This window comes from Nocardioides hwasunensis (assembly GCF_014779665.1).
GTDB classification, from domain to species: Bacteria; Actinomycetota; Actinomycetes; order Propionibacteriales; family Nocardioidaceae; genus Nocardioides; species Nocardioides hwasunensis.
In genome coordinates this window covers 110,491-122,285 of sequence record NZ_JACXYY010000003.1, presented here as the reverse complement: position 1 = coordinate 122,285, position 11,795 = coordinate 110,491, and the positions used below count along the sequence as shown (strand labels likewise).

13 protein-coding genes and 1 pseudogene are annotated in these 11,795 nt (G+C 71.8%); 9 read left to right on the top strand and 5 right to left on the bottom strand.

Annotated elements, in window-relative coordinates:
• Positions 1-10: 10 nt before the first annotated feature.
• The gene (locus IEZ25_RS07690) at positions 11-760 is read right to left on the bottom strand and encodes an AAA family ATPase (protein ID WP_191198832.1); all 750 of its coding nucleotides are present in this window, start codon (positions 758-760) and stop codon (positions 11-13) included.
• Between the two features lie 162 nt (positions 761-922).
• Between IEZ25_RS07690 and IEZ25_RS07685 the strand changes: the two genes are divergently transcribed.
• From IEZ25_RS07685 to IEZ25_RS07665, 5 genes and pseudogenes are all read left to right on the top strand, one after another.
• Entirely contained in the window at positions 923-2,080 is a 1,158-nt protein-coding gene (locus IEZ25_RS07685; protein ID WP_191198831.1) for a single stranded DNA-binding domain-containing protein, read from the top strand.
• A gap of 22 nt (positions 2,081-2,102) precedes the next feature.
• The gene (gene ligD / locus IEZ25_RS07680) at positions 2,103-3,077 is read left to right on the top strand and encodes a non-homologous end-joining DNA ligase (RefSeq protein WP_191198830.1); all 975 of its coding nucleotides are present in this window, start codon (positions 2,103-2,105) and stop codon (positions 3,075-3,077) included.
• Positions 3,031-4,088: pseudogene (locus IEZ25_RS07675) on the top strand (lipid kinase). The gene ligD and the pseudogene IEZ25_RS07675 overlap by 47 nt, the downstream one beginning before the upstream one ends.
• A gap of 10 nt (positions 4,089-4,098) precedes the next feature.
• Positions 4,099-4,764 (top strand): ribulose-phosphate 3-epimerase, encoded by a 666-nt coding sequence (gene rpe, locus IEZ25_RS07670; RefSeq protein ID WP_191198829.1) that lies wholly within the window; start codon positions 4,099-4,101, stop codon positions 4,762-4,764.
• Positions 4,761-5,237, top strand: a complete 477-nt coding sequence (locus IEZ25_RS07665; protein WP_191198828.1) for a DUF427 domain-containing protein — start codon at positions 4,761-4,763, stop codon at positions 5,235-5,237. The genes rpe and IEZ25_RS07665 overlap by 4 nt, the downstream gene beginning before the upstream one ends.
• A 138-nt stretch (positions 5,238-5,375) precedes the next feature.
• Here the strand turns inward: IEZ25_RS07665 and IEZ25_RS07660 are convergent, their stop codons facing one another.
• Together IEZ25_RS07660 and IEZ25_RS07655 are read right to left on the bottom strand one after the other, a co-directional pair.
• Positions 5,376-5,603, bottom strand: a complete 228-nt coding sequence (locus IEZ25_RS07660) for a DUF5703 family protein (RefSeq protein WP_397183393.1) — start codon at positions 5,601-5,603, stop codon at positions 5,376-5,378.
• Between the two features lie 9 nt (positions 5,604-5,612).
• A complete protein-coding gene (locus tag IEZ25_RS07655; RefSeq protein ID WP_191198827.1) occupies positions 5,613-6,560 on the bottom strand; it encodes an aldo/keto reductase in 948 nt (315 codons plus the stop codon).
• 65 nt (positions 6,561-6,625) lie between these two features.
• On the opposite strand from IEZ25_RS07655, the gene IEZ25_RS07650 reads away from it, so the two are divergent.
• Positions 6,626-7,450 carry an undecaprenyl-diphosphate phosphatase gene (locus IEZ25_RS07650; protein ID WP_318152103.1) on the top strand — a complete coding sequence of 275 codons (825 nt, stop codon included), beginning with the start codon at positions 6,626-6,628 and terminating at the stop codon, positions 7,448-7,450.
• On the opposite strand, the gene IEZ25_RS07645 is transcribed toward IEZ25_RS07650, so the two are convergent.
• Positions 7,383-8,651, bottom strand: coding sequence for an MFS transporter (locus IEZ25_RS07645; RefSeq protein WP_318152102.1), 1,269 nt, complete (start codon positions 8,649-8,651; stop codon positions 7,383-7,385). The two genes, IEZ25_RS07650 and IEZ25_RS07645, sit on opposite strands and share 68 nt — an antisense overlap.
• Positions 8,648-9,625, bottom strand: coding sequence for a magnesium/cobalt transporter CorA (gene corA, locus IEZ25_RS07640; RefSeq protein ID WP_191198826.1), 978 nt, complete (start codon positions 9,623-9,625; stop codon positions 8,648-8,650). Before corA ends, IEZ25_RS07645 begins: the two co-directional genes overlap by 4 nt.
• A 52-nt stretch (positions 9,626-9,677) precedes the next feature.
• Between corA and IEZ25_RS07635 the strand changes: the two genes are divergently transcribed.
• From IEZ25_RS07635 to IEZ25_RS07625, 3 genes are read left to right on the top strand one after another with little or no spacing between them, the layout of a single operon-like run.
• A complete protein-coding gene (locus IEZ25_RS07635; RefSeq protein ID WP_191198825.1) occupies positions 9,678-10,406 on the top strand; it encodes a histidine phosphatase family protein in 729 nt (242 codons plus the stop codon).
• A 10-nt stretch (positions 10,407-10,416) separates the two neighbouring features.
• Entirely contained in the window at positions 10,417-11,001 is a 585-nt protein-coding gene (locus tag IEZ25_RS07630; RefSeq protein ID WP_191198824.1) for a DUF3090 family protein, read from the top strand.
• Positions 10,991-11,785 (top strand): SCO1664 family protein, encoded by a 795-nt coding sequence (locus IEZ25_RS07625; protein ID WP_318152101.1) that lies wholly within the window; start codon positions 10,991-10,993, stop codon positions 11,783-11,785. Before IEZ25_RS07630 ends, IEZ25_RS07625 begins: the two co-directional genes overlap by 11 nt.
• The last annotated feature ends 10 nt before the right edge of the window (positions 11,786-11,795 follow it).

Sequence of the window (11,795 nt, the reverse complement as noted above, 5' to 3'; positions counted from 1 at the left end):
CGCCCGGGGCTCAGTCGTCTCGCAGGTGACGGAGGTAGGCCCACGGCTCCGCGAGGTAGCGACGCCAGTGGTCGACCAGGTCGAGGTCCTCCCACGCGCTCTCGCGCAGGCCCCACGGACCCGCCTCGAGGATCCGGGCACCCGGCATCGCGGCCAGCACGGGGGAGTGGGTGGCGCAGAGCACCTGGCCGCCGCGGGCGACGACCCGCTGCAGGGCCGCGATCAGGCCGAGCGTCGAGGAGAACGACAGCGCGGCCTCGGGCTCGTCGAGGCAGAAGAATCCCTTGCCGGTGAACCGTGACTCCAGCACGGCGAGGAACGACTCGCCGTGGCTGAGTGCGTGGAACTCCGGATCCGGCTCACCTGACGTCTTCGGGTGGTCCTCGATGTAGGAGTACCACCCGTGCATGGTCTCCGCGCGGAGGAAGAAGCCCCACTTGGTCGCCCCGGCTCCCCGCACCAGCTGAAGGGCACCGCCGAGGGACGACTCCGTGGGTCGGGTGGCGTGCATGGAGTGCGTGCTGCCCCCCTCGGGGGAGAGGCCGAACGCCGTGGCGATCGCCTCGACGACCGTCGACTTGCCCGAACCGTTCTCGCCGACGAGGAAGGTGACGCCGGGCTCGAGGTCGAGGCCCGCGGCGAGCAGCTGCGCCACCGCCGGGATCGATGCCGGGTAGTGGTCGGAGACCAGGTCGTGGCCCGTCCTCGCCTCCACCCGGCGCACGGGATGGCGCGGGAAGTCAGCACCCCTCAGCGACATGGCGACAACGTAACCAGTCGCGGGGACATCCGACGCGCAGGCAACATTCCGCCTTCATCTGCGCGTCATGTGTTCACAACCCTTGTGTAGCCAAGCATGATGGACTCAGCTCATCGCACCGACGGGGTGTGACGTGTCACGGGGAGCAGGAAGAGAATGCGGTTGCGCACCACCTTGTCAGCCGTCGCTGCGGCGACGCTGGCATCCACGCTGGGCACGAGCCTGATGGCCGTCCCGGCCCATGCCGACGGGTCCCGGACGCTGTCCGGTCCGACCACGGGCGATCCCGACGTCTTCATGACCTACGTCAGCTGCTCCGACGTGTTCGGTCAGGGTGCGGCGGCGCAGTCGCGGATCAACCTTGGCCCCTACGCAGCGCCCATGGGCCGCCGCTCGCTCGGTCTCGTGCCCGCGGGGCAGGGCAGCGCCTCCGGTCCCTACTCGACCTTCGGCTCGCTGGCCGGTGCCGACTCGTCGCTCTCCGTCGCCGCGACCGGCGGCGCCCGCGGTGTCTCCTACATCGTGACCGTCACCTCGACCAGTCCGGCCGGCACCGCGTGGGTCGGCCGGTCCGACGTCGACGTCGCCGCGGGCTCGTGGTCGCAGGTCTCCACGGCCTCGCTGACCTACGACTGGAAGCTCGTCGACCTCGCCTCCCGCGCTCCCGTGTCCGACGCCGGCAGCGCCACCCCGGCCGCGTTCGCCGCCAGCAACGGCGACGGTCGAGGATTCGTGGTCACCGGGTTCGGCTGCGACGGCCGGCCGTTCAACCTCGACGCGATCCGGGCAGGTGGCTCGACCCTCGACTTCGAGGGCATCAGCCTCACCACCGTCGCCGGCGCGCAGAAGCAGCAGGCCACCGCGGGCGAGCAGGTCGCCCTCACCGGACGCGTCGCCGACGCCGGCGGCCGACTCACCGGTGACCCGCTCGTGCTCGAGTCCCGAACGCCCGGTGGCGCTTGGCGACCCGTCGGGCCGCCCGTGCTCGCCGACCCGGACGGCGTCTCACGTATCGCCGTGCCCGTCGAGCAGACCACGGAGTTCCGCTGGCAGCGTCCGGAGAGCCAGTACGCCGACCAGGGCTGGTCCGAGCCGGTCACCGTGACCGTCGCTCCTCCCGCTGTGCCGCAGGAGCAGCCGGGTGACCAAGGCGACCAAGGGAACCAGAGCGACCAGAAGCCGGGTCAGCAGGCTGACCAGAAGGCCGGCGACCAGAGCGACCAGAAGTCGGGCGGGAAGGCCGACCAGAAGGCCGCCGGCGCCGACGCGGCCGGGGCCGACCAGGCCGGCGTGCCCGTCGAGGCCGGTGCCGAGCAGTAGCCACCGCCGCTAGGCTCCTCGGATGGCGTCGCCGTTCATCGAGATCGAGGTCGACGACCGCGTCGTCAAGGTGACCAACCCCGACCGGGTCTACTTCCCGCCGACCGATCGCCAGGCGTCGGGGGCGACCAAGCTCGACCTCGTCGAGTACTACCTCGCGGTGGGTGACGGGATCGTCAACGCGCTGTTCGAGCGGCCGTGCATGCTGCACCGCTTCCCCCAGGGGCTCGCCGGCGACAAGGTGCACCAGAAGCGCCTGCCGGCGGGCGCCCCTGAGTGGGTCGAGACCGTGCAGCTGTTCTTCCCGCGGTGGAAGCGCACGGCCGACGAGCTGTGCGTGAGCGAGCTGGCGAGCGTGATCTGGGCCGTGCAGATGTCGACGGTCGAGTTCCACCCGTGGAACAGCCGTCGCCACGACACCGAGAAGCCCGACGAGTGGCGGATCGACCTCGATCCCGGCCCCGAGTGTGACTGGGCGACGGTCCAGCGGGTCGCCCACGTCGCCCACGACGTGCTCGACGAGCTCGGTGCGGTCGGCTTCCCCAAGACCAGCGGCGGGACCGGTCTGCACGTCTATGTCCGGATCCCGCCCGACCACGGCTTCCAGGACGTACGCCGCGGTGCGCTGGCGTTCGCGCGCGAGGTCGAGCGGCGTGCCGGCGGCGAGGTCACCACGGCGTGGTGGCGCAAGGACCGTGACCCGGCGCAGCTGTTCGTCGACTACAACCAGAACGCACGCGACCACACGATCGCGGCCGCCTACTCGGTGCGCGGCGTGCCCGAGGCCCGGGTCTCCGCGCCGATCGGCTGGGACGAGGTCGACGACTGCGAGCCCGACGACTTCACGATCTTCTCCATGCCCGAGCGCTTCGCCTCGATCGGCGACCTGCACGCCGACATCGACGCCCACCCCTTCGACATCGCGCCGCTCCTCGCGTGGGCCGACAGGGATGAGGCCGAGGGCGTGGAGGCACCACCCGAACCGGACACGACCTAGCCGCACAGCCGGGGCACAGGTCGCCCACAAGGTGCACCCAACCCTCCGGGCTACCGTCGACCGAATGCCACTCCAGCTGCCGCGCCGCCCACGCACCGATCGGGTCGCCGTCGTCGTCAACACCGCCTCCCGCACCGGGGCCCGTGCCGTCCCCCTGCTCGAGTCCGCGCTGCGACCGGTCGCGGACGAGGTGTCCGTGCACGCCGTGGAGGGCGGTCGTCAGCTCATGGAGGCTCTCCGGGCCGCGATGAGCATCCAGCCGGACCTGCTCGTCGTCGGCGGAGGCGACGGCACCGTCGCGAGCGCCGCGGGCCTCGTCGCTCCCACGGGGACCGCCCTCGGGGTGCTGCCGCTGGGCACCGCCAACGACTTCGCGCGCACCCTCGAGATCCCCTCGGCCCTCGACCTGGCGATCGCCACCCTGGTCGACGGCAAGGTCGTCGACGTGGACCTGGGCCGGGTCGACGGGCGTGCCTACGTGAACGTCGCCTCGGTCGGGTTGTCGGTCGCCGTGACCCGCCGTCTGACGCCGTCGCTGAAGCGACGCCTCGGGCGGTTCGCCTACCCGGCGGCGACGCTGTCGGCGTACCGCTCGCACCGGCCGTTCTCCGCACGGCTCGAGGTCGACGACGGGACCGTCCTCGAGCTCGACCACCTGATGCAGCTGGCCGTGGGCAACGGGCGACACTACGGCGGGGGGCTCACCGTCGCCCCCACGCCTCCATCGACGACCACCTGCTCGACGTGTACGCCGTGGAGCAGGGACGGTTGCGCGACCACGTGTCGGTCGCCCGACTCCTGCGCAGCGGTCACCTGATCGAGCACGAGCGGGTCCATCACGTGACCGGTCGGCGGATCCGGGTGGTCACCGACGAGCCCATGGAGGTCAACCTGGACGGCGAGATCGCCGCCAGCACGCCGGCGACGTTCGAGGTCGATCGCAACGCCCTCCAGGTCGTCGTTCCCGCGCGAAGTCGAGCCGCGCAGATGGACGCACCGCCCACTCCCTAGGATCGTGCCTGTGGGAATCCAGATCACGCCGAGCATCCTGAACGCCGACCTGTCGCACCTCGCCGACGAGGTGGCGCGCATCCCGAGCGCCGACTGGGTGCACGTCGACGTGATGGACAACCACTTCGTGCCGAACCTGACGCTCGGGTTGCCGGTCGTCGAGGCGCTCGCGCGGCACGCCGCGCAGCCGATCGACGCGCACCTGATGATCGAGGACGCCGACCGGTGGGCACCGGCGTACGCCGAGGTCGGCTGTGGGTCGGTCACGTTCCACGCCGAGGCGGCCAAGGCCCCGGTCCGGCTCGCCCGCGAGATCCGTGCCCAGGGCGCGCGGGCGTCGATGGCGCTGAAGCCGGCCACGCCGATCGAGCCCTATGAGGCGCTGCTGCCCGAGCTCGACATGGTGCTCATCATGACCGTGGAGCCGGGTTTCGGGGGGCAGAAGTTCCTCGACCTGTGCCTGCCCAAGGTCCGCACCGCCCGGGAGCTGATGCGCAAGCACGGCGTCGAGACGTGGCTGCAGGTCGACGGTGGCGTCTCGCTGGAGACGATCGAGAGGTGCGCCGAGGCCGGCGCGGACGTGTTCGTCGCCGGCTCCGCGGTCTACTCCGCCGACGACCCCGACGCGATGGTGCGCGAGCTGAGGGCGAAGGCCGAGGCGGTGGCACCGTCATGACGGAGCGGCCGACCGAGTCCGTCTGGGACTACCCGCGCCCGCCGCGCGTGGAGCGCAGTGACGAGCACGTCGTGGTGACCCACGCCGGCGTCGTCGTCGCCGACACCACCGCGAGCCTGCGGGTCCTCGAGACCAGCCACCCGCCGACCTACTACCTTCCGCTCCACGCCTTCGCCCCCGGCGTGCTGCGCCCCGCAGAGGGCGGCTCGTGGTGCGAGTGGAAGGGGCCGGCCACCTACTTCGACCTGGTCGTCGGCGACCAGGTGGTGCCCGCCGTGGCGTGGACCTACCCGACGCCCACGAAGGGCTTCGAGGCCCTGCTCGACCACGTGGCGCTCTACCCGGGTCGAGTCGACCGGTGCACCGTCGACGACGAGGTCGTCCAGCCCCAGCCGGGCAACTTCTACGGCGGCTGGATCACCTCGCGCGTGACCGGGCCCTTCAAGGGAGCGCCGGGCACCTCGGGCTGGTAGTCGCCCGAGGTCTGGCCCTACCGAACGGTACGGATGAGATCGGGGTCGCAGGACACCCGCACCGTTCGGTAGCGGGGACCACGTGCCGTCCTGCGGCGTGAGTCTCCGAGAGACTCGAGGTCGGGCGGGAGCCGAGGGTCAGCCGGCGAAGAGCGTCAGGCGCTGCCGGATGATCTTGCGCCGCAGGACGACGCGTCGCTTCCCGTCGTTGCCGATCCGCAGCCGGTCGAGCTCCCAGCCGCCGTGCTCGGCGCGCTCGACGAGCATCCGGGTGACGACGTTGCGCGAGAGGTCGCGCGGCAGCACGAGCGTCTCGAACTCCCACTCGATGCCACGGCTGGGCGGGCGGCGCTGGATCCGGGCCACGGGACCTCCTCAGTCGACGGACACGTCGTCGAGCGCATCGACGATCTCGGCGGGCAGGGTCAGCTCCTCGACACCGAGCGCGCCGTCGAGCTGGGCGGCGGTGCGGGCCCCGACGACCGGTGCGGTGACCCCCGGCCGGTCGCGGACCCAGACGAGCGCCACCTCCAGCGGGGACCAGCCGAGGCCGTCGGCGGCGCGCGCCACCGCCTCCACGATGCCGCGGGCGCGGTCGTCGAGGTAGACGCCGACGAAGCGACCGAAGTGCTCGGTGGCGCCGCGTGAGTCCGACGGGGTGCCGGTGCGGTACTTCCCGGTCAGCACGCCCCGGCCCAGGGGCGACCACGGCAGCACGCCGAGGCCGAGCGCCTGCGCGGCCGGCACCACCTCGTGCTCGACCTGGCGGTTGAGGAGGGAGTACTCGACCTGCGTGGAGGCGAGCGGCGTACGTCCTGGCACCGCGCGCTGCCAGGTCGCGGCCTGGGCGGTCTGCCACCCGGTGTAGTTGGAGATGCCGACGTAGGACGCGCGCCCCGAGGACACGGCGACGTCGAGCGCGTGCAGCGTCTCCTCGACCGGCGCCTCGTCGCTCCACACGTGCACCTGCCACAGGTCGACGTGGTCGACCCCCAGGCGCTTCAGGGAGGCGTCGAGGGTGGTGAGCAGGTGGCCGCGGGAGGTGTTGATGACGCGCTCGCCCGTGCGGCGCGAGATGCCGGCCTTGGTGGCGAGGACGACCTCGTCGCGCCGGACCACGTCCCCGAGGAGCGAGCCGATCAGCTCCTCGCTCGTGCCGTCGCCGTAGCCGGCCGCAGTGTCGAGCAGCGTGCCGCCCGCCTCCGCGAACGCGACCAGCTGGTCGCGCGCCTCGTGCTCGTCGGTGTCGCGGCCCCAGGTCATCGTGCCGAGACCGAGCCGGGAGACCTTGAGGCCGGTGGCGCCGAGGGAACGCTGCTGCATGCAGGTGAGAGTAGCGACGCGCCCGTCAGGTTCTTCGCAGGGACGCGCCCGTAGGCTGACGCCTCGTGATCGAACTCCTCAAAGCCGTGGTCCTCGGAGTCATCCAGGGACTGACCGAGTTCCTGCCGATCTCGAGCAGTGCTCACCTGCGCATCTATCCCGAGCTCTTCGGCTGGGGAGACCCGGGCGCGGCGTTCACCGCGGTCATCCAGATCGGCACCGAGCTCGCCGTGCTGATCTACTTCCGCAAGGACATCTGGCGCATCGGCAGCGCGTGGGTGCGCTCGGTGTTCCGTCCTGAGTACCGCGGCACGCTGGATGCGCGCATGGGCTGGTACATCATCGTCGGCTCGCTGCCGATCGTCGTGCTGGGCGTGCTGCTCAAGGACGTCATCGAGCGTGACTTCCGCAACCTGTGGATCGTCGGCTGCACCCTCATCGTGATGGGCGTGGTGCTCGGCATCGCCGACCGGGTCGGACGCACCGACCGCACGCTCGGCAAGATCACCCTCAAGGACGCGCTGCTGATGGGCGGGGCGCAGGCGCTCGCGCTGATCCCCGGGGTGTCCCGCTCCGGCGCGACCATCTCGATGGGCCGGTTCCTCGGGTTCGAGCGCGAGGCCGCGACGCGGTTCGCCTTCCTGCTCGCGATCCCGGCGGTCGTCGGTGCGGGGCTCTTCGAGCTCAAGGAGATCCCGAACGGCCACAACGACTTCGGCTGGGGACCGACGATCACCGCCACGGTCGTGTCCTTCGTGGTCGGCTACGCCGCCATCGCGTGGCTGCTGCGCTACGTCAGCACCAGGTCCTACACGCCGTTCGTCATCTACCGGATCCTGCTGGGCGCCGGGACGCTCGCCCTCCTCGGCGCAGGCGTCCTGCACGCCTGAACGTGTCCACCAGCAGGAGCAGCGCCACCACCTGGGTGAGGGCGACGGTGATGACCAGCGCGACCAGGGACCGCTCGTAGAGCCAACCGGCTCCGACACCACCGACCACGGCGAGCAGTCCCTGGATGCCCGCGAAGACGCCGTACGCCGTGGCCCGGCGTGGCGCCTCCACCAGGTCGGCGACCACGGCCTTGATCGTGGAGTCCTGCACGCCCTGGGCCACGCCCCACGCGGCCACTCCTGCGACCACGGCGGCGAGCGCCGGGCCCAGTGCGAGGGCCGGCACGAGCGCGACGAGCACGGGCACCACGAGGAGGACCGTCGGGCCGGTCCGGTCGTAGACCGAGCCGACGACGAGCGCGGCGACCGCCTCGACCGCCATCGCGGCGGCGTACAGGACCGGAACCGCCGCGACGGGCAGCAGGTCCTCGACCGTGAGGTGGTAGCCGATGATGCCGAACGTCACCAGGGCTCCCGTGGTCAGCGACGCCGCGAGGGCGTAGCGGAAGAAGTCGCCCGACAGGCCGGCTCCGACCGCCTCGGCCCACCACCCGCGCCGCTCGTGGACAGGTGCTCTCGCGGGCCGCGGCGAGGTGGCGTCGTAGACGGCGGGGTCGGGCACCCGTCTGCGCAGCACCAGCAGGAGGAGCATGGCGACCGCTCCCGGGACCGCGAGGATCGCCAGGCCCACCCACAGCGACGCGGCGGCGACCGCCGCGGACACGACCAGCGGACCGGTGAGGGCGCCGACCTGGTCGAGCGCCTTGTGCACGCCGAACCCGCGACCTCTGCCGACTGCGGTGGCGACGTGGGCGAGCAGGGCGGACTTCGACGGCGACCGGACCGCCTTGCCCAGGCGCTCCAGCAGGATCATGGTGGCGGCGAAGCCGAGGCCGGCCGTGCCGAGGCGCGGCGCGAGGGCCAGGAGCGGCACGCACACGGCGGTGAGGCCGTAGCCCAGGATCGTGAGTGACCAGTAGCGGCCGGAGCGGTCGGCGAGAGGTCCGAAGGCCAGCCGCAGCACCAGGGCGACGGCCTCGCCCGCCCCCGTCACCAGCCCGACGACGAGTGCGGAGGCGCCCAGCGCGGCCAGGACGGGCCCGTAGACCGAGCGGGCTCCCTCGTAGACCATGTCGGCGGCCAGGCTGACGAAGCCGAACCACCAGACCACGCGCCACGCGCTCGGAGGCGTGCGGCTCACAACCACCCGGACTTCTTGAAGAACCACAGCAGCACCGCGGACGCCGCCACCATCAGGAGCAGGGCATAGGGGTAGCCGTAGGTCCAGTGCAGCTCGGGCATCCGGTCGAAGTTCATGCCGTAGACGCCGGCGATGAGGGTCGGCACCACCACGAGGGCCGCGCCGGCGGAGATCTTGCGCATGTCCTCGTTCTGCTGCACCGAGATGCGAGCGAGGTGGGCGTCGAAGGCCGTGGACAGCAGCTGGTCGAGGTTGTCGATGACCTCCGAGACCCGCTGGAGGTGGTCGGCGACGTCGCGGAAGTACGTCGCGGTCTCGGCGGGCACGTGCTCGCCCGGCATCGCGAACTTGCGCATCGGCTCACGCAGCGGCAGCACGGCGCGCCGCACCTCGGCGATCTCGCGCTTGAGGACGTAGATCCGGGTCGAGTCGTCGGTGCGAGCGGGGGAGAAGACCGACTCCTCGACCTCGTCGACGTCCACCTCCAGGGCGTCGCCGACCTTCTCGTACTCGTCGACGACCCGGTCGCAGATGGCGTACATCACCGCCATCGGTCCGTGCTCGAGCACCTGAGCGCGCTGCTCGAGGTCGCGGCGGGAGGCGGCCAGGTCGATGCCCTCGCCGTGGCGCACCGTCACCACGAAGTCGCGGCCGATGAACATGTTGATCTCACCGGTCTCGACCGCGTCGTCCTCGTCGACGTACCAGAGCGTCTTCAGCACCAGGAAGAGCGTGTCGCCGTAGCGCTCGAGCTTCGGCCGCTGGTGGGAGTCACCGGCGTCCTCGACGGCGAGCGGGTGCAGGTCGAAGGTGGCGGCGATCAGGTCGAGCTCGTCGGGGCTCGGGTCGTGGATGCCGATCCACTGGAAGTCGCCCGGGTCGCACGGCACGCGCGCGTGCCCCAGGCTCTGGTCGTCCCCGTCGCCGACCGGGACCCGCCTGCCCTGGTGGTAGAGCGCGTTGTCGACGATCACAGGCCGAGGCTAGTCCCACTCCGGCCTAGTGGGGGGCGACTAGGGTCGTGACGTGCCCACTCTCATCCTTGTCAGACACGGCCGTTCGACGGCGAACACCGCGGGTGTGCTGGCCGGGCGGACCCCGGGCGTCCACCTCGACGAGGCCGGGGTGAAGCAGGCCGTCGCGGTCGGCGAGCGGCTCGCCGGCGTACGCCTCGCGGCGGCGGTCACGAGCCCGCTGGAGCGCTGCCGGGAGACGTCGAAGGAGATCACCTCCCGCCAGGCCGAGCGGCTCCGGGCGAGCGCCGACAAGCAGCTGTCGGAGTGCGACTACGGCGAGTGGCAGGGTCGACCGCTCAAGGACCTGGCCAAGGAGAAGCTCTGGAAGACGGTGCAGGCCCAACCGTCGGCCGTGACGTTCCCCGGCGGGGAGTCCATGAGAGCCATGCAGGACCGCGCCGTCGCCGCCGTCCGCCGCCACGACGCCCGCATCGCCGCCGAGCACGGGGAGGACGCGGCCTGGCTCGCCGTCAGCCACGGTGACCTCATCAAGTCGATCCTGGCCGACGCCCTCGGCACCCACCTCGACCTCTTCCAGCGCATCCATGTCGACCCGGCGTCGGTGTCGATCATCCGCTACACCGAGAGCCGCCCGTTCGTGATCGGCACGAACACCCACGCCGGCGACCTGGCCTGGCTGACGCCGCCGAGGAAGTCGCGGCGCCGATCGACGCGTGCCTCCTCCGACGCCGCCGTCGGTGGGGGAGCGGGCCCCGGGGCCCAGACGGCGACGTCCTAGGGTGAGTGACATGCCTGTCGTGCACCGATTCGACCCACCTGAGCGCTTCGTCGCCGGCACCGTTGGCGAGCCCGGCCAGCGCACGTTCTTCCTCCAGGCCCGCGAGGGTGCCCGCCTGGTCAGCGTCTCCCTCGAGAAGCAGCAGGTCGAGGCCCTGGCCGAGCGGATCGACGAGCTCCTCGACGAGCTGATGCGCGCGGCGGGCGACGAGCTGCTGATCCCGGCGATCGCGCCGCGCGACCTCACCGACGGCCAGCCGCTCGAGCAGCCGATCGAGGAGGAGTTCCGCGCCGGCACCATGACGCTGTCCTGGGACGGCGCCGACGAGCGTGTCGTGATCGAGGTCTTCCCGTTCACCGAGGCCGCCGTGGTCTCGCCCGAGCAGCTCCAGGAGGACCTCGAGGACCTGCTCGAGCCGGAGCCCGAGGAGATCTTCCTCGTCCGCATCACCGCCGCCTCGGCGCGGTCCTTCGTCGAGCGGTCGCGCAACGTGATCGGCGCCGGACGTCCCGACTGCCCCTTCTGCGGCGAGCCGGTCGACCCCGACGGACACCTCTGCGTCCGTGCCAACGGCTTCCGGCGCCGTGATCCCTGAGTCGTCCCTGCCGGGCGGCATGCCCGACGGCTTCCCCACCGGCGAGCTCACGCTCCACGGCCGGGTGCTGCCCGCCTCCAACGCGACCTTCGTCGGCGAGATCGCCGGTGTGCGCGTGGTCTACAAGCCGATCGCGGGGGAGAAGCCGCTGTGGGACTTCCCCGACGGCACGCTCGCCGCGCGGGAGGTGTCGGCGTACGCCGTCTCCCAGGCGCTGGGCTGGGACGTCGTCCCGCCCACGGTGCTCGGTGACGGACCTCACGGACCGGGGATGGTGCAGCTGTGGCGCGACGAGGTCGACGACCAGTCGCCGGTGGACATCGTCGCGGAGGGACAGGTGCCCGCCGGCTTCCGCCACGTCTTCGACGGTCTCGACGCGCACGACCAGCCGGTGTCGCTGGTCCACGAGGACTCCGACGCCCTGCGCCGGATGGCGCTGTTCGACGTGGTGGTCAACAACGCCGATCGCAAGGGCGGGCACGTGCTCCCGATGGCCGACGGCCACCGCCACGGTGTCGACCACGGCCTGACCTTCAACCTGGAGCACAAGCTGCGCACCGTGCTCTGGGGATTCGTGGGGGAGCCCGTCACCGAGGACGAGGCGGCCGGCCTGGGTCGGCTGGGTGCCGCGCTCGACGGCGAGCTCGGTGCGAGGCTCGTGGAGATGCTGTCCGAGGACGAGGTCGCCACGACGGCGAAGCGGCTCGCCCGCCTCCTGGGTCGCGGGACCTTCCCGGAGCCCGCCTCCTCCCGCTACCCCGTGATCCCCTGGCCGCCCTTCTGAGCAGGCACGT

Bases quoted from the DNA above. Each gene is read 5' to 3' on its own strand.
- ligD (WP_191198830.1), top strand. From the start codon at position 2,103: ATGGCGTCGCCGTTCATCGAGATCGAGGTCGACGACCGCGTCGTCAAG.
- IEZ25_RS07690 (WP_191198832.1), bottom strand. From the start codon at position 760: ATGTCGCTGAGGGGTGCTGACTTCCCGCGCCATCCCGTGCGCCGGGTG.
- IEZ25_RS07630 (WP_191198824.1), top strand. From the start codon at position 10,417: ATGCCTGTCGTGCACCGATTCGACCCACCTGAGCGCTTCGTCGCCGGC.
- IEZ25_RS07665 (WP_191198828.1), top strand. From the start codon at position 4,761: ATGACGGAGCGGCCGACCGAGTCCGTCTGGGACTACCCGCGCCCGCCG.
- IEZ25_RS07655 (WP_191198827.1), bottom strand. From the start codon at position 6,560: ATGCAGCAGCGTTCCCTCGGCGCCACCGGCCTCAAGGTCTCCCGGCTC.